Below are 24,386 nucleotides of genomic sequence, written 5' to 3'. Positions count from 1 at the left end.
GGCTTAGACCTTCTTTGCATAAATTTGGGCCAGCAGGCCTTGCGGACGGATCAACAGCACAAGGAACATGATCAAGTAGGCACCAATTCCTTTGAGGGTCGGGAACATGATATCGAAAAACGGTTCCGTCACACCGATCAGCAAGCAACCGATCACCGCACCGGGGATGGAGCCGAAACCACCGACAATTGCCCCTGCAAATGCCTTGAACCCGATAAAACCCATCTGCGTCGAAACCAACGTCATTGGCCCCAGGAGCAGTCCGGCAATCCCGCCAAAGATCGCGGACATTGCCCAGATCGAGGATGTCAGCCGTTTCACAGGAATACCCATGTAGAACGCTGCTAACTGGTTCAGGGACAACGCCTGCATGGCGACACCCTGCCGAGCGTAACGGAAAAACAGGTACAGCGCGCTGGCGACAACCGCGGTGACAACAATCGACAACACGCTGGTCCAAGAAATGATCACTGGGCCCAGTGTAAGATTGCCATCAACCGGAGCAGGCAACGAATAGTTGCCAAACCCCCAAATTATCCCTGCAACCGCCCTGAGCGCGATACCCAATGCCAGCGTCAGGATAAAGACAGTGAACACCGGCTGGCCCGTCAGGCGCCGCACCACAAGCGCTTCGACGCCGTAGCCGAATGCGCCCATGAAGACCAATGTCAACATCGCACCCAGCCAGTAGGGCATCCCCATCAGCACGATGAACTGATACCCGACAAATGCCCCCAGCATCATGAATTCGCCTTGGGCAAAATTCACCTGCTCAGTCGCCTTATACACAAGCACCAGACCAATCGCGATCAGGCTATAAAGGCACCCTTGTGACAGGCCGACCACAAAAAGCTGCATCGCATCGGCAAAAGACAAGGCAGTCATGCGTTGTTCCCCCAGTGTTCAAGGATTTCATCAAGGCTGATTTCTCCCGCATCTCCGGTCGTCGGTGTGTCGGGTTGTGTTCGCGAGAATCGCGGTGCGGGCGTCGGCATCTCGATGCCACCTACTGTGACAAAGCTGCCCCGGGCGCGATTATGCGCATGATCCGATGCGTCAGCCAGAGAAACCACAGGTGCGAAACACGCGTCGCTGCCTTCCAGAATATCGCACCATTCCTGTTGGGTCGCAGTCAGGAAAATCTCCGTAAGCGCGTCCATCATACTGGCCTGCGCGGTGGGTGCGTATTGATCGGCAAAGCGCGGATCGTCTGTGAGGCCCAGAAGTGCCAGAAGTTCGGCAAAAAATTGCGGTTCGAGACATCCAACGGACACATATTTGCCATCGCCCGTTTCGTAACAACGATACCACGCAACGCCGCCGTTGATAAAATCGCCAGACCGTTTATCAGACCAAGCGCCACATGCGACCAACCCGTGCTGCATGGTCATCAGCAGGTTAACCCCGTCCGTCATGGCCGTATCGACCACCTGCCCCTGCCCCGTGGCGCGCGCATGAGTCAGGGCTGCAAGGATACCAACGTTCAGCATCATCGCGCCGCCGCCCTGATCCGCGATCAGGTTCATCGGTGCAGGTGGCGGGCGGTCCGCATCGCCCAAACCCCAAACCGCACCGGTTATGGCGGCATAATTCATGTCGTGGCCCGCTGCATGTGCCAGCGGCCCTTCCTGTCCCCATCCGGTCAATCGGCCATAGACCAAGGCCGGATTGCGCGCCTGCACCTGTTCCGGACCAAATCCCAGCTTTTCCATTTTGCCCGGCCTGAACCCTTCGATCAGCACCTCGGCACGTTCGATCAACTGCCAGAGCCGGTCGACATCTCTGGCCTTTGTCAGGTCAAGTGTCAGGCTGCGGCGCGAGCGGTTGAACAGATTGTATTTCGCATCAATCGGCAACGGAAATTTCTGACCGGGCCGCGCGATGCGCACCACTTCAGCGCCCAGATCAGCCAGATGCATCGCAGCAAACGGCGCAGGGCCAAGACCTGCCATTTCAACAATGCGTACACCTTTGAGGGGACCTGAGCGTTGCAGCATCGCCCTATCTCGCCTGCAGGCGCGTGGCAGCATCAAGCCGCACGGTTTCGCCGTTCATATATGAATTCTCGATCAGAAAGGCACAGCAATGAGCGAATTCTTCCATCCGGCCGACACGCTTGGGCGCTTCGACAGAGGCTTCGAGGTTTGCGATCACGTTGTCGGGCAGCGACATGACCATCGGCGTGCCGAACAGGCCGGGTGCAATCGCGTTGACGCGAATGCCCTTGGCACCCAGTTCGCGCGCGGCAGGCAGGTTAAGGCCCATCACCCCCGCCTTTGACGACGAATAAGCCGGCTGGCCGATTTGCCCTTCCATCGCAGCACCAGAGGAGACGTTGACAACAACACCGCGCTCTTCGCCGTTTTCGGGTTCATTCAACAACATCCGCTGAACAGCTTTGCTCATTACGTTGAATGTGCCTACAAGATTGATATCAACCGTGCGGCGGAATGTGTCGAGCGACGCGGCCTTGCCGTCACGGTCGATCACTTTCATCGGGCTGACGACCCCGGCGCAGTTGATGCACCCATGCAGCGCACCGAATTTTGAAACCACGGCGTCAACTGCCGCGTCCACGCCTTCATCGTCGGTCACATCGACGTTGCAGAACATTGCGTTTGAAGCACCCAGTTCCTTGACCAGCGCATCGCCAGCGCCCTGCGACATATCGAAAATACCAATCTTGGCACCGCGTGCTCGCAGATATTTCGCCGTCGCCGCGCCAAGACCCGATGCCCCGCCGGTGACGATGATTGTCTTGCCTTCGATTTCCATGACCGCTCCTATTTGAATGCCTGCACGCCGGTAAGCGTCCGTGCGATCAGCAATTTTTGTATTTCTGTAGTCCCGTCCGGGATCGGCCCGATAATGGCCTCGCGCGCCAGCCGTTCGACGATAAAATCGGTGGTGACACCATTGCCACCGTGGATCTGCACTGCTTGGCGCGTTGCGTTCACTGCGATTTCCGTGCCGTACCATTTGGCCATGGCACATTCCTTGTCGCAGCGTTCGCCGCGGTCGATCATGCCAGCGGCACGGAGGGTCAAAAGCCGCGCAGCATCAATCTCTGTGGCCATTACGGCGATCTTGTCTGCGATGAGCTGGTGACCCGCTATCTGCTTGCCGTGCTGGTTGCGTTCCTGCGCATATCTGATCGACTCTTCCAACGCGCGCCGTGCCAGGGAGATTCCCCACATGGCCATGTGAACGCGCGCCCGTTCAAACACCACAAGCGTTTGCTGCAAGCCGCGGCCGACCTCGCCTATCGTGTTTGCAATCGGCACACGCACGTCATCAAGAAAGATCTGTGCCGTGGATTGTGCGTTCAGACCCATTTTTTTGATGTCGCGGGTTTCATAGCCATGCTCTTTGCGATCCACTAGAATATGGGTCAGGCCCTCATCGGTGGCGCAGGTGCATATCAGGAAATCCGAAAAGCGACCATTGGTGATCCAGGTCTTTTCGCCATTGATCACCCAGTCATCGCCGTCCCGCCGCGCTCGGGTTTTGACAGCGGCCACATCGGACCCGACATTTGGTTCCGATATGCCCATCGACGCGGTAATTTCACCGGCAAGCAACGGACCGATATATTTTTTGCGAATCTCATCAGACCCGAGCTTCAGCAGAATCTCACCTGCCACCACGTTGATCAGAATGGGCAGCGCGATATCTATTGCCGTAACACCAACCTCTTCGAACAGCATCAGGTGGGTGGTCCAATCCAGCCCCATACCGCCCGCTTCTTCGGGATGCGGGGCCGATGTCAGACCGAACTCGGCAAGTCGCGTCATGAAACCCTGAATGACTTCTTTTTCGAACGGCGCATCCTTAACCTTCAGGTATTCCGGTTCGATCTGGTCATCCAGAAACCGGCGCAAGGAATCGCAAGCCATTATCTGCTCTTCGGTTTTGAACATCTTTCGCTCCTAGCGCCCGAGAATAAGGATGGAGGCCACGGCCTCTTCGATACCGATCAAACCGCCGCCATTTTCCGCGATGGCGATCCGCGCACCTTCGACCTGTCTAGGTCCACATTCACCGCGCAGTTGCGATACCAGTTCGTAAACCTGGCCCAACCCAGTCGCGCCAATCGGGTGGCCTTTGCATTCCAGCCCGCCCGACGGGTTCACCGGCACCCGCCCGCCGATGGAGGTGTCACCGCGCTCGGATGCAGCACCCCCTTCGCCAAATGGGAACAGCCCAAGGTTTTCGATCTGGATCAACTCACCCACCGCTGTTGCGTCATGCACTTCGGCAACTGATACGTCTTGGGGACCGATACCGGCGATTTCATATGCCCGCCGTGCCGCAATCGCGGTCAGGTGGTTCTCATAATCCTCCGGCGCGCGGTTTGATCCGGTCTGGATCACGCTGGCGCGCACTTCGATGGCACGATCCCGGCTGATCCCGAACTTTTTCAATCCGGCCTCGGTCATCAGAACCGCAGCGGCACCGCCATCGCTCATCGGGGCGCACATTGGCAGGGTCAAAGGATAAGTGATCGGTGGTGCGCTTAATATTTCGTCAACGGTATAAGGCGCGCGGAATTGCGCCTTTTCATTTTCAACCGAATGCATGTGGTTCTTTGCTGCAATCGCAGCAATCTGTTTTTGGGTCGTGCCGAACGTGCGCATATGCGCCAGCCCGAACGCTCCGTAAATCGCCATAAAGACTGAAAACGGCTTGTCCGAAGTGGTGTCATTCGGCACGTCGATGCCTTTGCCCAGCGCCATCAGTTTTTCGGTATTTTCCTCAACGGTGGACACATCCCACGCGCCATCGAAAAAGCTGAACATCTTAGCTTTGTCACCTGTCCACATTTTTTCGGCCCCAACGGCCAAAGCCACGTCACCCTCGCCTGCTTTGAGAAATTGAGCCGCAAGGTTCAACGCGGTTGACCCGCTGGCACATGCATTTTCGACGTTTACCATCGGGATGCCCTCAAATCCCATCTCGCGCAGGGTGATCTGGCCCGGGATCATCAACTGCGCCTCAAGATGTCGCTGTGTTGTGTTCGCGTAGTAGGCAGCCTGAATGTCATCCTTGCCAATGCCGGCGTCCGCCATCGCGCCATCGACAGCCTCGCAGGTCAGCGACTTTACCGTTGCCCCGTCGAGGCGTCCCATTTTGGTCATCGCGACCCCGGCAATGTAAATTTTTGTCATTTCAATCTCCGCTCATGTGCCGGTGAAAACCGGCTTTCGTTTTTCACCGAATGCGGCAAGTCCTTCGGCCGCATCGTTGGATTTCAGATGTTCGCGCAGCACGGCAAGTTCCTGTTTCAGCGCCTCCACCTGCGTCATTTCGATGGATGCATTGGCTACCCGCTTCATCTGCGACAGGACCAGCGGGCTTTTGGTCGCCAGCAACTGGCTGAACTCGTGCAGCCGCGCTTCAAGCGCGTCATCACCAACCACTTCCTGCACCAGCCCCATGCGCATCAATTCGCGCGCTGGTAGACTTTGGCCCGAAAACAAGAGGTATTTCGCGTTTGCGAGTCCGATCCGGCACGGCAAGACAGCAGCGCCGCCTGCGCCAGGGAACACACCAAAATTCGAATGAGCATCGCCAATTCTGGCGCTCTCGCCCGCAATCAGCACATCGCAACACATCGCGAGTTCCAGCCCGCCCGCAACGGTAATGCCATTCAGCCCGCCGATCACCGGTTTCGGCAAATCACGCAGCGCTTGAAACGTCGCGCCGATAGCGTCAAGAAAATCACCCTTTTGCGTATCGGCATCATCCAGACCAGCGAGGACTTCCTTCAGATTGGCACCGGCGCAAAACGCACGCCCCGCAGCCGTCAGCACAATTGCGCGCACCTGTTTTGCCACAGCGATCTCTCTTATCGCGGCGCGCAGTTCCCCAATGAGGTCGACAGAAAGTGCATTAAGACTGTTGGCCCTGTTCAACGTCAGCCACGCAACCGGACCACGGTATTCGACCAGTACATTCGCTTGAGTCATGCGTGCGTCTTTCTATTTACTTACCAATAAGTAATCAAAAATATATAATCAAATCAAGAACTAATTTACGTTAGGTTACATAGGCTTGTAGGTTGTCGGTTTCTCCCGTCCGATTTGATCGGAGAATCAGCAATCCGGCGACATCAAGATAGTGCGTTCCCCGATGATGCGCGCGACATGAAAAAATGCCTCGCCGCGCGACACCTTGTGTTCAGGACGAACTTTTTGTGCCCAGATCCAGCGAGCCAGTCTGCATCATGCCGCCACAGACATATCCACCATCAACGACCAGTGTTTCACCGTTCACATATCGCGCATCAGGCGAGCCCAGATAGGCAACTGCCGCCGCGATATCCGCAGGGTCGGCCATGTAACCCGCCGGAATCATCGGCAACAGGCGCGCAACCGTTTCTTCGGTATAGGTGCTTTCGGTGAGCGGAGTTGTAATGGCGCCCGGTGCAATCGCGTTTGCCGTGACGCCATGCGCCGCAACTTCAAGCGCAATCTGGCGTGTCAGCCCCACCAAGGCCGCCTTGGACGTGCCGTAAGCCGTGCGCCCGACCCCTGCGCGGATGCCGCTGACCGACGTGATATTGATGATCCTGCCATATCGCTGACGAACCATTTCACGCGCAGCAAGTTGCGCGCACAACATGCTGCCTGTCAGGTTGATAGCCATAACGCGGTTCCAGTCTTCCAAAGGAAAATCGAGGAACGGATTAATCCCGACGATACCCGCATTGTTCACCAGCACATCCACGCATTTGTCCCAGCGTTCCGTCTCGTCAAATGCCGCATTCACCGATGCCGGATCCGACACATCAAGCTTTTGCCCAAGCGCTGTACCACCTGCCGCTTCGATCTGCTTGACCGTATCGGCTATGCCTGTTTCGGCAATATCAGTGACAACAACCCTCGCGCCCAACTCCGCCAGCCGCAAAGCAATCCCCTGTCCGATGCCAGAACCTGCACCGGTGACAAGTGCCACGCCGAAATCGTCACGATCTCTCATTGGTGGTTTTGTCATGCTGTAATCCTTTCATAAAGTGTAACAACCGCCGCACTGCCCAGCCCAACGTTATGCTGGAGGGCAAGCCGCGCATTATCGACCTGCCGGTTCTCTGCCTTTCCACGCAGTTGGTTGGTCAACTCAAAACACTGTGCCAGCCCCGTAGCACCCAGTGGATGCCCCTTTGACAGCAGACCACCAGACGGGTTCGTGACGTATTTCCCGCCAAAGGTGTTGTCGCCATCATCGACCAACTTTTCGCCATCACTTTCGGCACATAGCCCCAGGGCCTCGTAGGAAATCAATTCGTTCTGCGCGAAACAGTCATGCAATTCGATCACGTCGATATCGTCAGGACCCACGCCCGCCTTTTCATAGACCATGCGCGCGGCATCACGGCTCAGCCTGGCGCCAACCACTTCGATCATGTCGCCGGTTTCAGGGTCCAGCAGTTTATCCGTTGTCATTGCCTGCGCGCGGATTTGTACAGTTGTATCAAGGCCCATTTTTTCAGCGAACCCTTTGGACACCACAAGCGCCGCCGCAGCGCCGCAGGTGGGCGGACAAGCCATTGGCCGTGTCATTACACCGGGCCAGATCACCTGCGCACCCATTACATCCTGCGTGGTCATCTCCTTGCGGAAAACCGAGAGTGGGTTGTTCGCGGCATGGCGGCTAGCCTTGGCCCGAATTTTGGCGAATGTCTCCATCTTCGTACCAAATCGTTCCATATGCGCCTTGCCCGCACCGCCGAAATACCGAAGCGTCATCGGCAGATCGACGTCCCCTATCAGCCGGTCCGTGGCGGCATCAAATTCCGCCAGCGGTGACGGGCGATCGGGAAAGACAACACCCAACGCACCGGGGGCCATCTGTTCAAAACCCACCGCCAGCACACATTCTGCCACACCGCTTTCGACAGCCTGCCGTGCGAGGAAAAGCGCTGTTGAACCGCTCGAACAATTGTTGTTCACGTTGATAATCGGGATGCCCGTCATGCCCACGCGGTAAATCACACGCTGCCCGCTTGTGCTGTCGCCGTAAACATAGCTGGCATAGGCCTGTTGCACGTCTTCGAACGCGATACCGGCGTCATCCAGTGCAAGACGGATCGCCACCTCGCCCATCTCGTCGTAAGGTGCCGATGCGCCCGGTTTTGCAAAAGGGATCATGCCGACACCGGCAATAATGGCAGTCATTTTGGGTCTCCTTTTTTATGGTTTTTCGAATTGTGTATCGGGGTCGGTCAGCATCTGGCGCAACTCTGTCTTAAGTATTTTGCCGTAGCTGCTTTTGGGCAGTTCGAGAACAAAGCAATAGGCCTTGGGTCGCTTGAACCGCGCTATGTTATCCAGACAAAAACGGTCCAGCGCCTGTGCGGTCACGCCCGGCTCTGCCACGACAAACGCGATGACTTCCTCGCCCCATTCGGCCTCCTCGCGGCCAACAACATTAGTTTCGACCACGCCGGAATGACGCAGCAGCACCTCTTCGACCTCGCGCGGATAAATATTTGACCCGCCAGAAATGATCACGTCCTTGGACCGGTCCTTGAGCGTCAGGAAACCGTGGGCGTCCACGCTGCCAATGTCGCCGGTATGGAGCCAGCCGTCCCGCAAGGCTGACGCCGTTGCCGTTTCATTGCCCCAGTATCCCGCCATCACCACATCGCCACTGACGATCACTTCGCCCGCGACATCTGGGGGGCATTGTGTGCCTGTTTCATCCACCACACAGACCGTGACGCCGGTGCGTGGAATGCCGACGGATCCCAGCCAACTATCCGGAATTTCCCAGCTCAATATATGCGGTGGTAGATAAGTGATCGTACATGGTGCCTCGCCTTGTCCGTATCCGATCCAGATGCGGTTGCCCAACAGCGCCATCGCCCGGCGCAGGTCTGCGACATAAATCGGCGCACCGCCGCAGAACAACAGATCAAGGTTTTCGATGGCCGCCGTGTCAAGCGCAGGACAGGCCGTCAGACGCGTCAGCATCGTGGGTGCGACAAAAAAAGATGAATGGGGATATTCATGCAGCAACGTCACGATTTCATGCGGATCGAATCCACCGCTTTGCGGCACAACATTCGCCGCGCCCCGCTGCGCAAACGGTAGCATAAACAGCCCTGCCGCATGAGACAGCGGTGCCGGATGCAGCGCCGCCGACATTTCCGTAACCGGACACATATCGGCCAGAAAACTCGTGGTCATGGTCCAGAGGTTGCGGTGGGTCAGTATCGCCCCTTTCGGGCGGCCCGTCGTGCCGCTGGTATAAAAAATCCATGCTGGATCGGTTTGCGCAGCGTGTGCAGGCTGCAAATCCGCTGACGCTTGTAACGCCGCATTATATTCCGGTCCACCGACCGCAATGACTGCTGAAAACCCTTCGACGTCTTCCGGCCGGTCGGTAAAGGCAAGTGCGGCATCACAGTTAGCATGGATATAGGTCACTTCGTTAGGGTGCAGTTTGGCATTCAACGGAACGGCAACACATCCGGCAGTCCAGATGGCAAACAGGATCTCGATATATTCGGGCCGGTTGCCCATGAAGATCAGAACACGGTCACCTTTTACCAGATTGCGCTGTTTCAGCGCAGCGGCCAAGGCCGCGCTGCGGTCCTGTAATTGGGTGTAGGTGCTGAACGTCGACAACCCCAAGCAGACGGCAGGTCGATCGCAATAGGCGCGCGCGGACTGTGTCAAAATGTACGCGATGTTCATAATTCTGCTCCCTAAATTCTGCGCGCTTGCCCCTGCCAGAACGTATCCCTGATGTCCTTTTTGCGCACTTTCCCAACGGGGCTGCGCGGCAGTTCATCCCAGAAGTCAACCGTTTTGGGGGCCTTTACGCTGCCAAGGTTTTCCTTGCACAATGCAATGATTGCTTCGGGTTCCACCGTTGCATCGGGTTTGAGTTCGATCACCGCCTTGATCGCTTCACCCCATTTTTCGTCAGGCACACCGATCACCGCGCAATCCTGCACGGCAGGATGCGACCAGATCACCTGCTCGACTTCCGAGGGATAAACGTTGAAGCCGCCCGAAATGATCATGTCTTTCTTGCGGTCCACGATATAAAGGTAACCCTCGTCATCCAGATACCCGATGTCGCCGGTATGGTGCCAACCGAACTGGGAAACCTCTGCGGTTGCTTCGGGGTTTTTGTAATACCCCTTCATCACCAGATTTCCGCGCACAACAATTTCACCATGCTCACCACGCGGCATAATGTTACCGTCATCATCCATGATCGCCATCGGTGTCAAAAGTGCGGGCCTGCCGCAACTTGCAAGCCGGTGTTCGCGGGCCGGATCTCCGATAACATTGTGATCCTCTGCCGTCAGCAGCGCGCAGAACATCGGCGATTCTGCTTGTCCGAAACACTGCGCCATGACCGGCCCAAAAATCTTCAGGCATTGGCGCAGCTTGTCAATGGCCATAGGTGCGGCGGCATAAAGAAAGAACCGCAATGACGGAAAGCTACGTTGCGCAACTTCCGGTTGCGACAACAGCATGTAAACGGCGGTCGGCGGCAGGAACAGATGGGTCACTCCCTCGCTTTCAATTGTGTCTAGAACGTTGGCGGCATCAAATCCCGGCAGGATGACGCTGCGCGCACCAGCGGCCATCAACGCAATGGCAAGCACCCCTGACGCGTGGGTCATAGGCGTGATCAGCAAATGCACAGGGTCAGGTCCGGCATCAAAACTGGCATAATAGTTCGCGATTAGCGTGGTCCAGTTCAACTGCGTCAGCATGATCCCCTTGGGCCGCCCCGTTGTCCCACCAGAGGATAAAATTCCGACAAGATCATCAGGGCCAAGCGGCACATCGGGATCGGTTGAAGGGGCCGCGGCCATCCAGTCTTCCAGCCATGGTGCCGCGCCGTCTTGTTTATCCAGACAGATGAATTTTTGTATCTTTGGGCAAAGTTCACGCAATTGTTCCAGCGCCGGTGCAAGATCGCTGTGATAAAACAGAATCTCCACATCATTATGATCCAGGATATACGCGTTTTCTTCTACGCCGTTCTTGGCATTGACGGGAACCCAGATCGTGCCGGCACGAAACAAGCCCAGCATAACTTCAAGGCCGCTCACGCAGTTGGGGCTGTAAACGCCGGCCATCTTGTCGCGTCCGTACCCTTCGGCAGTGATGGCATTGGCGAAACGATATGTGCGTTCCTGAACTTCGCCGTAACTCCGGCCGATTTTAGCATCTTCCAAAGCGATCACGTTAGGGTTGATTGCGACACCCCTGTCGAAGAAATCGATCACACGCATAACGGTTTCCTATCTTGGTTTCCGGGATTTTCCCGCCTTGCCAGTCTGAACTCATACACTGATGAGCTTTTCGATCTCTTCGCGGTTGGCCAGCAAATCTGCTGTCGTGCCGCTCCACTGGACGGTCCCGTTGTCGACAACGTACTGTCGATGGGCCAATTTCATCGGCACGCGCAGGTTCTGTTCAACCAGCAAAAGCGTCATACCTTCTTCGTTGATCCGCCGCATCGAATCGACCAATTCATCAACGATCAGCGGGGCAAGGCCTTCAGTCGGTTCGTCCAGCAGCAACAGTTCCGGATTAGTCAAAAGCGCGCGCGAAATCGCCAGCATTTGCTGTTCGCCGCCCGAAAGCGTGTTTCCCGCCTGTGACGCGCGATCAAGCAGCACCGGAAACATTTCAAAAATCCGGGTTTCGGTCCATGCGCCAGTGCGTCCCATGACGGTTGCGATGCGCAGGTTTTCATGCACTGTCAGATTGTCAAAAATGCGCCTGTCTTCGGGGACATACCCAATGCCCAGACGGCCCAGTTGGTTCGGGAGTCGCGCGGTAACGTCGTCCCCTTTCCAGACTCTGCGCCCTGAAACCGGTTGCTTTAAACCGATGATCGTCTTGAGAATGGTGCTTTTGCCTGCGCCATTGCGCCCGATCAGCGAAACAACTTCGCCCTGTGCGACTTCGATCGACACGCTATGCAACGCCTGCGCCTTGCCATAAGTGACATTGCAGCTTTCCAACGCAAGCAGCTTCATTCCTCTTCTCCCAGATAAGCCGCTCGCACCTCGGCGTTTGCGCGGATTTCTTCAGGGCTGCCAGACGCCAGAATTTGCCCTTGAACCATCACGACCAAAGCACTGGAGACCCGCATTACAACGTCCATGTTGTGTTCGATCAGCAGCACGGTGCGGCCCTTGACGATCCGTTTTATCAGCTCCATCGCAGGCCCGATCTGGTCATGTCCAACACCGGCCAATGGTTCATCGAGCAACAGGACCGATGGGTTGCTCAGCAATGCCAGCCCGACTTCCAATGCGCGTTGATCGCCGTGAGACAAGGTTTCGGCGGGGCGGTGCGCCATCACCGTCAGGCCGATCTCTTCGAGAACGCTTTCGGCCCGTTCCCTGACTGCAGGAAAGCGGCCCGCCGGAAGCCAGAAGGGCTGCAACCTGTACAGATGCGCAAAAGCAGCAAGTTGAAGGTTCTCAAGCACCGACATGCCGGCGAAGATCTTGGTGATCTGGAAACTGCGGCCCAGACCGATGCGGGTCCGTTTATGCACCGACAGGCCCGTTACATCGCGCCCGTCCAGCATCACTTGACCACCGCTTAGCTTGGCATGACCCGAAAGCGCATTCATCAACGTGGTCTTGCCCGCACCGTTAGGTCCGATAATCCCGTAAAGCTGACCCGGCTGGAAGTCGAACGTCACACCGTTGACAGCTTTCAACCCGCTGAAGGAGACCTGAATATCGTTGCAACTCAATGATCCGGCAGTCATTGCATGTCTCCTTCGTCCTGATCACCTTGGAACATTCCGGCAATACCGTTGCGTAGGAAGATGGTGGCAAAAATGAACACCAGACCAAGGATGCCGTACCAATATTGGGTGATTTGGCTCAGTTCTTCTTTCAGTAATTCAAACAAGGCCACGCCAAGAATCGGACCTAGCAATGTGCCTTTGCCGCCCAGCACGGTCATGATCAAAACGTCGCCCGATGTGGACCAATGCAGCATTTGCGGAGAGATGTAGAAGATCAACGATGCCAGCAGGGCTCCTGCAACACCTGCATACGCACCCGAAACGATAAACGCCGATTGGCGCAAGCTATGGACGTTGTATCCGAGTTGCGCGGCGCGCACGTCGTTCGCCTGTACCGCGCGCAATGCCCGCCCGAATGGCGACCCACGCAGCAATGCCATCAGCGCCAGTCCGATCAGGAAAACCGCCACGATAAACCCATAATAGTTGTGGTTGTCGTAGAAATTGATCCCGAACAAGTCAGGCCGCGGCACGCCTGGAATACCGTCCAATCCGCCGGTGATTGCGCGCAGCTTGTTGGACGCAAGGATGTACATCATCTGCGCCAGGGCCAGTGTCAGCAGTGCAAAAAAAGCCCCGAAACCCGAAGCGCAAAAAGCCCCATCAGGTAAGCCAGCACCGCTCCGACAATCGCCGCTGCAAAAAGGCCCGGTATAAAACCGACGCCATAGCTGAGGGTGAGGATTGTGAGCGCATAACCCCCTGCCCCGAACAACGCCGCATGGCCGAATGACAGCATACCTGTCACCCCGAAGACCAGATCAAAGCCGATTGCGAACAAGGCCCAGATCAGGATCAGGCTGACAAGGTTCACCCATTGCTCATCCTGCACAAAAAACGGAACGATAATCATAACTGCGATAATAATGCCCATCAGGGCCTGACCGATAATCCTGCGTGTCATGCCGAACGCCCCTTTGTGCTAAACAAGCCCGCAGGCCGGAACATCAGCGTTCCGATCAACAGGGCAAAGGTAAGTAGTTCGACCCATTCAGTTGCGTAGGTATATCCGGCCGCCCGCGTCATGCCCAACAGCAACGACGCAAGGATTGCGCCGCGAATGTTCCCAAGCCCGCCGATGATCACCACGACAAAACAGTCGATGATAACGCTGAATCCCATGCCCAGTTCGATCGGCACCAACGGTGCGCTAACCACGCCACCAAGAGCCGCAAGATACGCACCAAGCGCAAAGACGCCGGTGCGAACCTGGTTTACATTTACACCGAGTGTCTGAGCCATTTCCGGATCGGAACTGGCGGCGCGAATAATCATGCCCCATTTGCTACGGTCCAGCAGCAAGAACAGTGCCAGAGAAACCGCTGCACCAAAACCGATTACAAAAAGCCGGTATGACGGTATTTGACTGCCAAACATGGAAATCGGTGCCATGAAGATTTCTGGTGTCGGCACTTGCTTATAGTCAAATCCCCAGATCATCTTTGTCGCGTCGTCGATGACCAGAATGAATCCGAAAGTGAGTAAAAGCTGAAAAATGTGGTCGCGGTCATAGACCTGTTTCAGCGCCAAAATTTCGATCAGCGCACCAACACAGGCGACGATCAGCGGCGCAAACAGCAGTCCCAACCAGAACGATCCGGTCATATGAACAATTTGATACCCGACAAACGCGCCAAGCATATAAAGCGCGCCATGGGCAAAGTTGATCACCCCCAACATGCCAAAAATAAGGGTCAAGCCCGCTGCCAGCAGAAACAGCAGAAAGCTGAGACTCAGCCCGATCACGATAATGGACATATTCAGGGTTCCTCAGTTTCACCCCAAAAAAGCGGGCGACGCATGTCGCGAGGGAACAGCGCCGCCCAGTTCAGGGAGGATCGATTAACAGTCGCTAAACAGGCTATTTGCCGAAAACTCTTCGGTGATTTTCATGGTGAGGTCCGGCAATGGTGCCTCGCCCTTCACAACTTCACCCCAAAGACCGACCTGTTTGGCCTGATGGTCACAAGCGCGCATTTCCTTGCGCCCTTCGACCGAATTTTCATAGACCGATGTTTCAAATGCATCGACCCAGGTTTCCACATCCCAGCTGTCAGTCGCTTCGATGACATCCATCCACCAGCGAAGACCGTCAAATGCCTCGCCCGCGAAGGCCGAAGGGTAGTCACCGTTTGCGTCACGGTAGGCCGTCACGAATTCGGCGTTTGCCGGATTGTCGAGCGAGAAGTGATAACGCACGCCGGAGTTCACGCCCAATGCGGCCTCGCCTGTCGCGGCTGCAAAGATTTCATCCTGAAGCACGGGGCCGAACAGCACTTTGTTCTGACCCATCCCAACCTGACCTGCCTGCTTGCAGAAGGTGACGCCGTCATTGCCCGTTGCCACAACCAGAATACCATCGGCGTCCGAACGCGCCATCTTGTCGATGATGACCGAAAAGTCGCGGTTGCCAAGCGGGGCAAAGTCATTCCCGACGATCTCGACACCGGCGGCTTTTGCTTTTGCGGCAAAGTCGTCAAAGGCGCTGCGCGTGGCCTGATAATCAGCCGTGACCGCGTATACTCTCTTGATCCCGCGTTTCTTTACGAATTCAACACACATGTTCATTTCCATGGCCAACGTGTTGGACGTACGGAATGAGTAACGCGCACCGTCCATCTTGGTAATGCTGTCGTCTGCGGAAATCGTGACCAGATGCGGCACCTTGCGCTGTGTGGACAGGCTTTGCAGTGCCAGAGTCGACGCTGAGCTGACCGCGCCAAACATCAATTGCGTGCCTTCCGCCAACAGCCGGCTTGCTTTTTGTACGGCGGGCTGGGGTTTGGTTTCATCGTCTTCCCAGCTGAAGCGGACTTTTTTGCCCAACAATTCGCCACCCCGCATGGCCACGGCAAGTTCCGCGCCTTTGCGCATGTCATTGCCGATCAAGCCGTATGCGCCCGAGAAAGACAGAATGCCCGCAATGTGATAATCTTCGGGCGTTGCGGCCCGCAGAACCATTGGCGCAGGCAAGGTACTGGCCAAAGTTAGCGCCCCGGCGCTGCGTAGAAAATTCCGACGTTTCATAGTTTTCCTCCCGGTTTCACGCCCCAAGAAGTTTCTCCTGCAAGGCGAATGATGCGCTGCCCGGGATAAATCGTTCCCGGAAAAGCAGAATACTATCAGCAAGTTTGGCGGGTTTTATCATACGTCGGATCAGCAATCGGGCGGTAACAAATCATGGATTTGCAAATGGCGCAAAAGTGCATCTGATCGCGACCGTGTCCCTAACCCTCCCCCATCTCTTGCATCAAGCATCGCAGGGTTAGGACTGGCAGGGAATGTCCGAAAACGCCACAAATTTGACATTTTCTGCCAAATCGATATTATTTACCCATCAGTAGAATTTTGAGGTCATCGTCATGAAGGTGGGCTTGCTCCAAAACCTGCGTCTTCCCAAACATAGCATCCAGTTCATGTGTGACGTGCTGATCGAACACGGCATTGATCCTGACCCATTGCTCAAAGAAGCAGGTTTGCAGCTCAGCCTTCTCTCGGATCCATGGGGCACGCTGGACGGTATTCAGGAACTCACATTCCTGCGTGCCTTTTGCCGGAGTACAGCGCATATTGAAGGTGTCGCTTTTGTCACCGGTCTGCGTTACAGCCTGATCTCGTATGGCCCTATCGGGCTTGCCACGCTAGTTTCAGAGAATGTGACAGCGGGGCTGAGGGTTTTCACGCAAATGCAGGGGCTGGGATACGCACTGCTGGCATATGACATCACAGAGGACGATGAAGGTTTTGCAACAGGGTTTGTTGCCGACGACCAGTATGTACCGCCCGATCTTCTGGATTTTGTTCATGAACGGCTGCTTGGGTCCGGCCCGACCTTCTTCCGGGACCTGCGTCAAGAAAACCTGCCCATCCGTCTGATCGAATGCCCGTTGGACCGCCCGAAAGGCTGGATGAACCTAGAAGCGCGCTGGCAAACCGAAATCGTGTATCGCGCACCGCGCAGTTGCATTCACTTTCATCCTGGAACAGGCGCGCTGAAACTGCCGCTGGCGAATGCCCTTCTTGCGGTAAACTATCGTGTTTTGTGCGAGAATATGCTTGAAACCGGCCCCAAGCATACCGGAACAGCAAATTCGGTTTATCAGGTGTTGATGCAGGTGCGCGGCGTTTTTCCCAATGCGCCGGAAGTGGCCGAAACGCTTCATTTGTCAGAACGCTCTTTACATCGAAAACTTGCCAGTCAGTCGATGAGCTATCGCCAGATTATCGATAGCGTGCGCTTGCGCCGCGCACGGGAGCTTCTTGATACATCCGAGTTACCGCTGGCTGAAGTTGCAGATCGCCTCGGTTTTTCGGAAACTGCCAGCCTGTCGCGATTTTTCCGGCGGGTTTCAGGGGATTCGCCGTCCGCATATCGAAAAACCAGCAAAGGGTTATTCGCCAGTTCACGTTAGGATTAGACGACGAGACGCTAACACGACCATATATCAGAACGGAGTGACGCCATGAACAAGTCCGATGACGAAACGCTCACCTTCAAAGAGATGGTCGGGAAATTCGACGTCACCCCCGAACCCTGCGGTATTACGAATATCTCGAACTTCTCAAACCCACGCTACAAGGGCGTGAACGAAGTTATGATCGCAAACAGATCGCGCGGTTCAAGCTGATCTTGCGAGGTCGTCGGTTCGGAATGAAGCTTGAAGATATAAGAGTTTGGTTAGAAATATATAAAAACAGGGGCTCAAGAGCGCAGCTGTCGCGTTGCCCTTTAATCGGTTCTGCCTCACTTTGTGTGGCGCAACTATCCTGAAACTGGAAAATTCAGGAGGTATAGTTGTGAGTTCGAAGAAGCACTGGTCGCCCGGGAGCGATGTTGCCGTTCAAAGCGTTGAGCGAAGTGAAAGAGGCGGGTGGATTGTATCTGGCGTCTTGGCTCCCAACGGCATTTGCCCAGACTGTGGATTGCATTCACGCCGACGTCACGGCTGGCGGCGTCGGCGGCTGCAGGATTATCCCGCGCATGGAGACGAGGTAACGGTTGATCTCGCAATTTGCCGTTGGCGATGTCAGGCACCCGCTTGCCCACGCCGGACATTCTCAGACCAAATCGCCTCGATTGCGCGTCCATTTGCACGTCGTACTTCGCGTGTCGGGGAGATTGTCACCCATCTTGGGCATGCGAGCGGCGGACGGCCAGCCGAGCGGTTGTTGCATCGTTTGGGCCTTGGAGTCAGCGATGACACGGTGCTTAGGCAGCTGAAGAACCGTGCCCAAGACAGTGGCGAGTCGCCGACAGTCATCGGGATCGACGACTGGAGTTGGCGGAAATCGCAAACCTACGGCACGATCATTGTGGATCTGGAGCGTCGCGTGGTGATCGACATTCTTGAGGATCGAGATGTCGTCAGCTGCACCAACTGGCTGAAGCGACACCCCGAGGTGGAAGTGATCAGCAGAGATCGCTGCGGTCTCTACGCCCAGGCAGCACGGCAAGGGGCACCGCAGGCGAAGCAGGTCGCTGACCGGTTCCATATCGTACAAAACCTGCGGCAGGCCATCGAGGAGCAAATGAACCTTCACGGCCGTGCGACCGGCAGGGCGCTGCTGTCCGACGCCGACAACATCACCGCAGCCGGCAGCCTTCTGAAGTCACGCCTGGCGCATAGGACGTCTCGGGAAGAGATTTTCGCCACCATTCATGCGCTCCGAAATCAGGGGCTTTCATGCAGCGAGATCGGGCGGCGAACAGGGTTCCCGCGTCGCAGCATCGCGAAATGGCTGCAGTTCGAGACACCACCGGACCGCAGGCGGGCCGCTTTGAAGCCGACATCGCCGTGGTACTTTGAAGAGTTCCTGAGCCAAAGCTGGAAGGAGGGCATTCGAACTGGCAGCGCCCTGTTCCGTCTGATCCGAGAGCGCGGTTACGAGGGGAGTCAGTCGCATTTGCAGCGTCTGTTGGCGGGCTGGCGAAAAGCAGAACAGCAAGGGAGCGACTCCAAGGTAGAGCACGAAATCCTTAAGCCAGTCCGGGACCCGGAAACGGGGCACGCGATTTCCCCGGTCATCGCAGCCGCGCTGTGCATCAAACCCCGCGGAAAGCTCACCCCGGATCAAGCGCGGAAAGTCGACGCGCTCAAGGCCGGTTCTCCCGCCTTCGCAACGATGCGAAGTCTCGCCATGCGGTTCAACGGTATCCTGCGCAGCCGCCAAGCAGACCCGCTCCCAGCATGGATCGACAACGCGATCGAAACCGATCTGGCGCCCATCGTGCGCTTTGCCCGCACATTGAACCGGGACTTCGATGCAGTCAAAAACGCCATCGAGATGCCATGGAGCAACGGCCAAGCAGAAGGTCAGATCAATCGCCTGAAGACGCTCAAACGCGCCATGTACGGTCGAGCCGGTCCAGAATTGTTGCGGGCGAGAATGCTACCGTTCCGCCACACAGATTGAGGCAGAGCCCAATTAAGGGCTACGCGACAGCAGCCCTTCAAGGGCATTTGGCGCATACACATGTTAGGTTGCCAAATAGCGGAGCCGATACCTCAGACAGCAAAACCGGCCTCAATCCTCACCAGAAGATGCTCTACGCGATCACGACCAAAATGGCTGCTCAGCAGATCTTGGGGTGCATGCATGTTCAATAACGGATGCTGGCGTGACAGCCATTCTTGTGCACGATCTTCAGATTTCAGCACGCGCTTCGCCATCTCAATCAACTGATCTCTAGTCATCGGCGCCCTCCTCTTAACGTCCTAAGATCATGGTGAACCTAACGCTGTCACAGCATGATAACTATAGGCACAAAAATATGAAGTCTCAGGCAGTTTATGACCTTGTGACACCTGAGACAGTCAAGAAGCGCACACTCTCCGCGTCTTCACGGGCAAAGCATGAGTAGGATATGAATGGGCATGATAATTTTTCTGATGCGTATAGGGAATGGATTGGCGCGCTGTTTCATCCAGGGCGCTCTCCTCGCGGAATTTTCCCATGACGCGACGGCATCCAATGAAAACCTCGAATTAGGGGCGGTTCAAGGTGATCACGCCTTCTCGAATGGCGGGCCAAATAAGAATCATACGAAAGGTAATCTTGCAATAAAATGGCTTAGTGAAAGATAAACGTACAATGCATCTAACCTTGGATACCGCCACTTGCATCCAGCTCACCTCAGCACAGTCGCAAACGCTGCATTCTTGACGGTTTTCCAAGTGGATTCTTGCCCACCCGATGCGCCTGCATTTTTTGGCGACCGAATCGACGGAAGCCAAAGTTTGTGTTGTTACCAGCCAGCGAACCTAACAACTTCAGCATCGCTCACCCGTCCTGCCAACGCGTCTTCGACCGCCTGCGCCAAGATCGCTGCGCCGCGCTTGGCCTCAGCCTCGCTCAAGATCAAAGGGGGCGTCAGTTCCAGCACGTTCGAATGCATCCCGACGTAGTAGAACACCGCATCCAGTTGCCAAGCCCGGAACACAGTCTTTCGGGCCAAGTCCGCATCAACCGCGTTGCTATCCGCAGCTATCAGCTCAACGCCGATGGCCAAGCCGCGGCCCCGGATATCGCCAACCTGCGGCAGATGCGCCGTCGCGCTGGCGATCTCGGCCATCAGAACATCGCCCACGCTTTGCGCCCGAGCCGCAAGACCGTTATCTTCAATCGCGGATAAAACCGCCAGCGCCGCTGTAGCGCAGACGGGATTGCCATGGAGCGTCTGCATTGAAAACGCTGTTGTGTGATCCATAATTTCGGCCGGCCCGATCACTGCCGAGATTGGCAGCCCGCCGCCCAGCCCTTTTCCCAGAACCACGATGTCGGGCATAAAATCCTCATGCTCGAAACAATGCAGCCTGCCGGTTCGCGCCAGCCCAACTTTGACCTCGTCGCAGACGGTCAGGATGCCGTAGCGCTCGCAGATTTCTGCCAGACGCTTCAGGAAAGTTGGAGGCGGCACGATCAACCCGCCGTCGGCCTGTATCGGTTCAATAAAGAAACAACCCACGTCCTCTCCGGGGCAAGTGGTGGTAAGCAAATGTTCGATATGCGCCAGCAACGCGGCGCCGCTGGCATCACCCTCAAGGGGCCGAAATGGATCGGGGTAAGGCACCAATGTCAGGCCACCTGATTTCGCGACCCCCTCTTGCGCGGTATGTCCGGAAACCGCCATCGAGCCTTGCGTTCCGCCGTGGTAGGCGCCGGAAAACGCCATCATCCGCGTCCGCCCGGTTGCTGCCGGCACCACCCGTGCCACGGTTTCATTGGCATCGCTGCCAGAATGCCCCAGCCAGACCCGTCGCTCCCCCGCCCCCGGGGTCAGCTGCAATAGCCGTTCAGCCAGCGCCACCGCCGGTTCGTTGGTTCCCGACAGGATCGACGCACCCGCTTGATCCGACAGCGCACCATCCACGGCCGCGCGCAGGGCCGGATGACTATGACCAAGACTTACAGCCCCCAGGACGCCGACAGATCAAGCAGCTCGCGGCCGCCCTCCTCAATCAGGGTGCAGCCCGAACCGCCCGTGACAGCCAGCGGAAAAAACCGAAGTTTTTGCAATGCCGACAATGCGGCCCCATCCCGCGCGATCAGGGCGACGTCGGTCATAGGGCCTTCAACTCTTCGAGTAGTTCTTGCGTGGCCACCTGGCGGCAGTACCCCTTAATGGTAGAAATCGAATTATCCTGTCGGGCCTGGCTTTCGGTGGCGCAGGCATCGGTCACTTGGGTTACCAGATAGCCCAGATCACAGGCATCGCGGATCGCACCTTCAACGCATTGATCCGTCAGCAACCCGCAGATCACCAGTTGCTTTACACCCAGATTGCGCAGCACATAGTCGATATGGGTCGAAACAAAGACAGAGGAGGAGGATTTCGGGAACACAATCTCGTCCTCGCCCGGCGCAATCTGATCGATCACTTTGCCATCCCATGAGCCCTTGGCCACGTTGAAGCCGGTGATCTTGTAATCAAGGCTGCGGTCGCGCCCGTCCAGCGTCAGGCTTTCGATCGTGGTGTACATCACTTCGATCTGCTTTTCGCGGAAGGCCTTTTGCAGCGCCTGCATCCGCGGAATCACCTCTTCGAGCTGTTCAAACAGCCAGCCGTGCTTGGCTTGAAATTCTTCCTCAGTCAGGCCGTCGAATTCAGCACCGTCTCGATGAGCCGAAAAATTCTGGACATCCACGTACAAAAGCGCCGATTGCGCCGGAACGAGGGGAACATTGCGTGTCAACGTCATGTTAGACTTCCTTGAGATAGCGGTTAATGGCTGTGCTTAGGGTCTCTGCCCAAGCCGCCCGGCCTTGGGAATCCCTGATCTGGTCATTGCGAATTTCAATTAGCGAATGCGGCAGACCGCTGGCCTCGCCGTGCTGGGGCACGAACCAGTCGGACTCGTCGTCAATCTGATAGGGCTCATTCATGCCGATGGTTAACTCGGGTCGCGCCTCTTGAACCAATCGCGCCAAATGGGTCGAGGCATGGGTCTCGTGTCGGAACAGAAAACCAATTTCCCAAGGACGCGAGGTCTTGCCCAATGTCGGGGTGAAACTGTGGATTGCCAGCACCATCCGGCGCGACGGCTGACGCAGGTATTCCGCAACCTTTTCCTGGAAAGGCTCAAAAATCTCCCGCACCCGAGCGACGCGGGCTGCGTTGTCGAGTGCACGGTTGCCCGGCACCGACACCCCATGGTTGCTTTCCGGGATCGCATCGGGGGCCTCGGGCGGGCGGTTACAGTCGATCACCAAGCGGCTGTAGGATTGCAGCACCGCCGGCGCGTTGAGCGTCTCGGCCATCAGCCGTGTCACCGCTTCGGCACCGATATCCCAGCCCACGTGACTGTCGCGGTCGTCCGCCTTCATACCAAGCCCGTTCAGCGCCTGCGGCACCGCTCGTCCGGCATGTTCGCACACCAGCAGCACCGGATGGTTGCTATCGGGATTGAGCACCGTGACCGGGGCGGGATCATCCGCCCCCAGCAGGGGCCGTGTCGTGTCCAGCGTCATCGTCAAACCTTTACACTTTTAAGGGAAGCCGCCGGGATCAATCCGTTAGGCCTGAACAGCAGGACAAGCACGACGATGCTCAGCCCAATGGGGTCGCGGAATTCCTGCATCGCCGGCGGCAGGAAGGCGGCCAGATAGATCTCGATGAACCCCAACAAGAACCCTCCTGCCACAGCCCCACGAAGGCTGCCGAGCCCGCCAAGGATCGCGGCGATAAAGGCTTTTACCACCGGCAGGAAGCCCATATGCGGTGCCACAGAAGATCGCTGTGAAACCCAAAGCACCGCCGCCACCCCGGCCAGCAGCCCCGACAGGGCAAAGGCGCCCGCGATCACCGTATTGGCGCGGATGCCCATCAGCCGCGCAACGTTGAAATCCTCGGCCGCGGCCCGCATCGCGATGCCGGTCTTTTGCCGCTTCATGAATATATCGAGAAAGATCAGCATCACGATCGTCGCCACGATCGCCGCAATCTTGTTCACCCCGATCACCAACCCACCAAGGGTGATGGAATCCGAAAGCACCTGCGGCAAGATCACCGGTTGCGACCGGGTCGAGATCAGGTTCTGGAACAGCACTTGCAAGATCATCGAAACCGCGAAGCTGGTCACCAGCATCGTCGCGCCGGAACTGTTGCGAACGGGGCGGAAGGCGATCCGCTCCATCAACACTGCGGCGATCATCGCCACCGCAATCGCCAACGGCACAGCCAGCAGGAACGATACACCGGCAATGCCACAATACATCAGCGTATAGCCGGAAATCGTCATCAATTCACCGTGGGCAAAGTTAATCAGCCCCATGATCGAAAAGACCACCGCGAGCCCCAACGCCAGCAGCGCATAGGTGCCGCCCAAGGCGAAGGCATTGACCGTCTGTTGCAAAAGCAAGTCCATCATTCGCCTCCCAGATAGGCAGATTTTAAGGTGTCGGACTGCGCCAGATCGGCGGCACTGCCCGCGGCCACGATCTGGCCATTGGCAAAGACATAGCCGCGGTCAGCCACTTCAAGCGCCATTGCGACGTTCTGTTCGACCACCGCGAGCGTGACGCCCTGCCCGCGCAGCCGTTCTATCAGCTCGAACACCTGCCCGATGATCTTCGGCGCGAGCCCCAGCGAGGGCTCGTCCAGCAACAACAGTTTGGGATTACTCATCAGCGCCCGCCCCACGGCGAGCATCTGTTGCTGCCCTCCCGACAGGGTACCCGCGAACTGGTCGCGGCGTTCGTGCAGAATTGGAAAAAGGTCGTAGACCCGATCCCATGCGGACTTGACCGCCGCCTTGTCGGTGATCGCAAAGGCCCCCATCCGCAAATTTTCCGCTACGCTTAAGGAGCCAAACACCCGCCGCCCCTCAGGCGACAGCGTCATTCCCGCCGGCGCTAGCAATTCCGGCGCCCAATCGGTGATGTCTTTGCCCTTGAAATAAACCGCGCCGCTGGCCACGGGCACCAGCCCCACCAGTGCATTCAAGGTCGAGGATTTGCCCGCACCGTTGGCGCCAAGGAAGGCCACGATCTCGCCTTCCTTGATCTCAAAGTCGATCCCCCGCACCGCTTCAATCGGGCCGTAGCTGACCGCAAGGGACTGGACAGATAGAAGCGATGTCATG

Annotated in this window: 26 protein-coding genes; 3 read left to right on the top strand and 23 right to left on the bottom strand. The window is 56.8% G+C overall.

What is annotated here, in order from left to right:
- Nucleotides 1-3: 3 nt before the first annotated feature.
- The 16 genes from ACFQAU_RS19845 to ACFQAU_RS19770 all read right to left on the bottom strand — a co-directional run bounded on the left by ACFQAU_RS19845 (nt 4) and on the right by ACFQAU_RS19770 (nt 15,831).
- A complete protein-coding gene (locus tag ACFQAU_RS19845) occupies nt 4-885 on the bottom strand; it encodes a branched-chain amino acid ABC transporter permease (protein WP_120352508.1) in 882 nt (293 codons plus the stop codon).
- Nucleotides 882-1,997, bottom strand: a complete 1,116-nt coding sequence (locus ACFQAU_RS19840; protein WP_009808034.1) for a CaiB/BaiF CoA transferase family protein — start codon at nt 1,995-1,997, stop codon at nt 882-884. Before ACFQAU_RS19840 ends, ACFQAU_RS19845 begins: the two co-directional genes overlap by 4 nt.
- A gap of 4 nt (nt 1,998-2,001) precedes the next feature.
- On the bottom strand, nt 2,002-2,775 hold the full coding sequence (locus ACFQAU_RS19835) for an SDR family NAD(P)-dependent oxidoreductase (RefSeq protein ID WP_009808033.1): 774 nt from the start codon (nt 2,773-2,775) through the stop codon (nt 2,002-2,004).
- 8 nt (nt 2,776-2,783) lie between these two features.
- Nucleotides 2,784-3,920, bottom strand: a complete 1,137-nt coding sequence (locus tag ACFQAU_RS19830; RefSeq protein WP_009808032.1) for an acyl-CoA dehydrogenase family protein — start codon at nt 3,918-3,920, stop codon at nt 2,784-2,786.
- Nucleotides 3,921-3,929: 9 nt separating this feature from the next.
- Nucleotides 3,930-5,168, bottom strand: coding sequence for a thiolase family protein (locus ACFQAU_RS19825; RefSeq protein ID WP_009808031.1), 1,239 nt, complete (start codon nt 5,166-5,168; stop codon nt 3,930-3,932).
- A 12-nt stretch (nt 5,169-5,180) separates the two neighbouring features.
- On the bottom strand, nt 5,181-5,969 hold the full coding sequence (locus ACFQAU_RS19820) for an enoyl-CoA hydratase/isomerase family protein (RefSeq protein ID WP_009808030.1): 789 nt from the start codon (nt 5,967-5,969) through the stop codon (nt 5,181-5,183).
- Nucleotides 5,970-6,180: 211 nt separating this feature from the next.
- Nucleotides 6,181-6,957, bottom strand: coding sequence for an SDR family NAD(P)-dependent oxidoreductase (locus ACFQAU_RS19815; RefSeq protein ID WP_269347655.1), 777 nt, complete (start codon nt 6,955-6,957; stop codon nt 6,181-6,183).
- A gap of 35 nt (nt 6,958-6,992) precedes the next feature.
- Nucleotides 6,993-8,177, bottom strand: a complete 1,185-nt coding sequence (locus tag ACFQAU_RS19810) for a lipid-transfer protein (protein ID WP_132445873.1) — start codon at nt 8,175-8,177, stop codon at nt 6,993-6,995.
- 15 nt (nt 8,178-8,192) lie between these two features.
- Nucleotides 8,193-9,701: a class I adenylate-forming enzyme family protein gene (locus ACFQAU_RS19805; RefSeq protein ID WP_074647007.1), complete on the bottom strand. Its 1,509-nt coding sequence runs from the start codon at nt 9,699-9,701 to the stop codon at nt 8,193-8,195.
- An 11-nt stretch (nt 9,702-9,712) separates the two neighbouring features.
- The gene (locus tag ACFQAU_RS19800) at nt 9,713-11,263 is read right to left on the bottom strand and encodes an AMP-binding protein (RefSeq protein ID WP_067296559.1); all 1,551 of its coding nucleotides are present in this window, start codon (nt 11,261-11,263) and stop codon (nt 9,713-9,715) included.
- Between the two features lie 51 nt (nt 11,264-11,314).
- Nucleotides 11,315-12,016, bottom strand: coding sequence for an ABC transporter ATP-binding protein (locus ACFQAU_RS19795; RefSeq protein WP_176832926.1), 702 nt, complete (start codon nt 12,014-12,016; stop codon nt 11,315-11,317).
- The gene (locus ACFQAU_RS19790) at nt 12,013-12,762 is read right to left on the bottom strand and encodes an ABC transporter ATP-binding protein (protein WP_064223626.1); all 750 of its coding nucleotides are present in this window, start codon (nt 12,760-12,762) and stop codon (nt 12,013-12,015) included. The genes ACFQAU_RS19795 and ACFQAU_RS19790 overlap by 4 nt, the downstream gene beginning before the upstream one ends.
- Nucleotides 12,759-13,343: a branched-chain amino acid ABC transporter permease gene (locus ACFQAU_RS19785; protein ID WP_386284301.1), complete on the bottom strand. Its 585-nt coding sequence runs from the start codon at nt 13,341-13,343 to the stop codon at nt 12,759-12,761. Before ACFQAU_RS19785 ends, ACFQAU_RS19790 begins: the two co-directional genes overlap by 4 nt.
- Nucleotides 13,344-13,360: 17 nt before the next feature.
- Nucleotides 13,361-13,708: an ABC transporter permease subunit gene (locus tag ACFQAU_RS19780; protein WP_386259461.1), complete on the bottom strand. Its 348-nt coding sequence runs from the start codon at nt 13,706-13,708 to the stop codon at nt 13,361-13,363.
- On the bottom strand, nt 13,705-14,562 hold the full coding sequence (locus tag ACFQAU_RS19775) for a branched-chain amino acid ABC transporter permease (protein WP_120352510.1): 858 nt from the start codon (nt 14,560-14,562) through the stop codon (nt 13,705-13,707). Before ACFQAU_RS19775 ends, ACFQAU_RS19780 begins: the two co-directional genes overlap by 4 nt.
- 84 nt (nt 14,563-14,646) lie before the next feature.
- Entirely contained in the window at nt 14,647-15,831 is a 1,185-nt protein-coding gene (locus ACFQAU_RS19770) for an ABC transporter substrate-binding protein (RefSeq protein WP_067296557.1), read from the bottom strand.
- A 335-nt stretch (nt 15,832-16,166) separates the two neighbouring features.
- Between ACFQAU_RS19770 and ACFQAU_RS19765 the strand changes: the two genes are divergently transcribed.
- The 3 genes from ACFQAU_RS19765 to ACFQAU_RS19755 all read left to right on the top strand — a co-directional run bounded on the left by ACFQAU_RS19765 (nt 16,167) and on the right by ACFQAU_RS19755 (nt 19,218).
- Nucleotides 16,167-17,216 (top strand): AraC family transcriptional regulator, encoded by a 1,050-nt coding sequence (locus ACFQAU_RS19765; protein WP_064223623.1) that lies wholly within the window; start codon nt 16,167-16,169, stop codon nt 17,214-17,216.
- A 101-nt stretch (nt 17,217-17,317) separates the two neighbouring features.
- On the top strand, nt 17,318-17,575 hold the full coding sequence (locus ACFQAU_RS19760) for a MerR family transcriptional regulator (RefSeq protein ID WP_386284738.1): 258 nt from the start codon (nt 17,318-17,320) through the stop codon (nt 17,573-17,575).
- Nucleotides 17,576-17,601: 26 nt separating this feature from the next.
- Nucleotides 17,602-19,218, top strand: a complete 1,617-nt coding sequence (locus ACFQAU_RS19755) for an ISL3 family transposase (RefSeq protein WP_417807596.1) — start codon at nt 17,602-17,604, stop codon at nt 19,216-19,218.
- Between the two features lie 92 nt (nt 19,219-19,310).
- On the opposite strand, the gene ACFQAU_RS19750 is transcribed toward ACFQAU_RS19755, so the two are convergent.
- The 7 genes from ACFQAU_RS19750 to ACFQAU_RS19720 all read right to left on the bottom strand — a co-directional run bounded on the left by ACFQAU_RS19750 (nt 19,311) and on the right by ACFQAU_RS19720 (nt 24,385).
- Nucleotides 19,311-19,499, bottom strand: a complete 189-nt coding sequence (locus ACFQAU_RS19750; RefSeq protein ID WP_120352513.1) for an MbcA/ParS/Xre antitoxin family protein — start codon at nt 19,497-19,499, stop codon at nt 19,311-19,313.
- A gap of 551 nt (nt 19,500-20,050) precedes the next feature.
- Complete coding sequence (locus ACFQAU_RS19745) at nt 20,051-21,175, bottom strand: aspartate aminotransferase family protein (protein WP_240791635.1); 1,125 nt, start codon at nt 21,173-21,175, stop codon at nt 20,051-20,053.
- A gap of 35 nt (nt 21,176-21,210) precedes the next feature.
- Nucleotides 21,211-21,369: a hypothetical protein gene (locus tag ACFQAU_RS19740; RefSeq protein WP_206054320.1), complete on the bottom strand. Its 159-nt coding sequence runs from the start codon at nt 21,367-21,369 to the stop codon at nt 21,211-21,213.
- Nucleotides 21,366-22,004 carry a cysteine hydrolase family protein gene (locus tag ACFQAU_RS19735; RefSeq protein WP_120352514.1) on the bottom strand — a complete coding sequence of 213 codons (639 nt, stop codon included), beginning with the start codon at nt 22,002-22,004 and terminating at the stop codon, nt 21,366-21,368. The genes ACFQAU_RS19740 and ACFQAU_RS19735 overlap by 4 nt, the downstream gene beginning before the upstream one ends.
- Before the next feature lies 1 nt (nt 22,005).
- Entirely contained in the window at nt 22,006-22,773 is a 768-nt protein-coding gene (locus tag ACFQAU_RS19730) for an N-formylglutamate amidohydrolase (RefSeq protein ID WP_120352515.1), read from the bottom strand.
- Nucleotides 22,774-22,775: 2 nt separating this feature from the next.
- Nucleotides 22,776-23,672 carry a branched-chain amino acid ABC transporter permease gene (locus ACFQAU_RS19725; protein ID WP_240791636.1) on the bottom strand — a complete coding sequence of 299 codons (897 nt, stop codon included), beginning with the start codon at nt 23,670-23,672 and terminating at the stop codon, nt 22,776-22,778.
- Complete coding sequence (locus ACFQAU_RS19720) at nt 23,669-24,385, bottom strand: ABC transporter ATP-binding protein (protein ID WP_120352517.1); 717 nt, start codon at nt 24,383-24,385, stop codon at nt 23,669-23,671. Before ACFQAU_RS19720 ends, ACFQAU_RS19725 begins: the two co-directional genes overlap by 4 nt.
- Between the last annotated feature and the right edge of the window lies 1 nt (nt 24,386).

It is taken from the genome of Sulfitobacter profundi (assembly GCF_042661425.1).
Taxonomy (GTDB): Bacteria; Pseudomonadota; Alphaproteobacteria; order Rhodobacterales; family Rhodobacteraceae; genus Sulfitobacter; species Sulfitobacter profundi.
The sequence above is the reverse complement of the archived record's forward strand: the minus strand, read 5'-3'. Positions and strand labels throughout refer to the sequence as shown.

What these genes read in the sequence shown, in the direction of transcription:
- ACFQAU_RS19730 (WP_120352515.1), bottom strand. Translation starts at nt 22,773, where the DNA reads ATGACGCTGGACACGACACGGCCCCTGCTGGGGGCGGATGATCCCGCC.
- ACFQAU_RS19790 (WP_064223626.1), bottom strand. Translation starts at nt 12,762, where the DNA reads ATGACTGCCGGATCATTGAGTTGCAACGATATTCAGGTCTCCTTCAGC.
- ACFQAU_RS19805 (WP_074647007.1), bottom strand. Translation starts at nt 9,701, where the DNA reads ATGAACATCGCGTACATTTTGACACAGTCCGCGCGCGCCTATTGCGAT.
- ACFQAU_RS19780 (WP_386259461.1), bottom strand. Translation starts at nt 13,708, where the DNA reads ATGACACGCAGGATTATCGGTCAGGCCCTGATGGGCATTATTATCGCA.
- ACFQAU_RS19785 (WP_386284301.1), bottom strand. Translation starts at nt 13,343, where the DNA reads ATGATGTACATCCTTGCGTCCAACAAGCTGCGCGCAATCACCGGCGGA.
- ACFQAU_RS19830 (WP_009808032.1), bottom strand. Translation starts at nt 3,920, where the DNA reads ATGTTCAAAACCGAAGAGCAGATAATGGCTTGCGATTCCTTGCGCCGG.
- ACFQAU_RS19795 (WP_176832926.1), bottom strand. Translation starts at nt 12,016, where the DNA reads ATGAAGCTGCTTGCGTTGGAAAGCTGCAATGTCACTTATGGCAAGGCG.
- ACFQAU_RS19840 (WP_009808034.1), bottom strand. Translation starts at nt 1,997, where the DNA reads ATGCTGCAACGCTCAGGTCCCCTCAAAGGTGTACGCATTGTTGAAATG.
- ACFQAU_RS19820 (WP_009808030.1), bottom strand. Translation starts at nt 5,969, where the DNA reads ATGACTCAAGCGAATGTACTGGTCGAATACCGTGGTCCGGTTGCGTGG.
- ACFQAU_RS19765 (WP_064223623.1), top strand. Translation starts at nt 16,167, where the DNA reads ATGAAGGTGGGCTTGCTCCAAAACCTGCGTCTTCCCAAACATAGCATC.
- ACFQAU_RS19825 (WP_009808031.1), bottom strand. Translation starts at nt 5,168, where the DNA reads ATGACAAAAATTTACATTGCCGGGGTCGCGATGACCAAAATGGGACGC.
- ACFQAU_RS19775 (WP_120352510.1), bottom strand. Translation starts at nt 14,562, where the DNA reads ATGTCCATTATCGTGATCGGGCTGAGTCTCAGCTTTCTGCTGTTTCTG.
- ACFQAU_RS19725 (WP_240791636.1), bottom strand. Translation starts at nt 23,672, where the DNA reads ATGATGGACTTGCTTTTGCAACAGACGGTCAATGCCTTCGCCTTGGGC.
- ACFQAU_RS19835 (WP_009808033.1), bottom strand. Translation starts at nt 2,775, where the DNA reads ATGGAAATCGAAGGCAAGACAATCATCGTCACCGGCGGGGCATCGGGT.
- ACFQAU_RS19750 (WP_120352513.1), bottom strand. Translation starts at nt 19,499, where the DNA reads ATGACTAGAGATCAGTTGATTGAGATGGCGAAGCGCGTGCTGAAATCT.
- ACFQAU_RS19770 (WP_067296557.1), bottom strand. Translation starts at nt 15,831, where the DNA reads ATGAAACGTCGGAATTTTCTACGCAGCGCCGGGGCGCTAACTTTGGCC.
- ACFQAU_RS19735 (WP_120352514.1), bottom strand. Translation starts at nt 22,004, where the DNA reads ATGACGTTGACACGCAATGTTCCCCTCGTTCCGGCGCAATCGGCGCTT.
- ACFQAU_RS19740 (WP_206054320.1), bottom strand. Translation starts at nt 21,369, where the DNA reads ATGACCGACGTCGCCCTGATCGCGCGGGATGGGGCCGCATTGTCGGCA.
- ACFQAU_RS19845 (WP_120352508.1), bottom strand. Translation starts at nt 885, where the DNA reads ATGACTGCCTTGTCTTTTGCCGATGCGATGCAGCTTTTTGTGGTCGGC.
- ACFQAU_RS19810 (WP_132445873.1), bottom strand. Translation starts at nt 8,177, where the DNA reads ATGACTGCCATTATTGCCGGTGTCGGCATGATCCCTTTTGCAAAACCG.
- ACFQAU_RS19800 (WP_067296559.1), bottom strand. Translation starts at nt 11,263, where the DNA reads ATGCGTGTGATCGATTTCTTCGACAGGGGTGTCGCAATCAACCCTAAC.
- ACFQAU_RS19720 (WP_120352517.1), bottom strand. Translation starts at nt 24,385, where the DNA reads ATGACATCGCTTCTATCTGTCCAGTCCCTTGCGGTCAGCTACGGCCCG.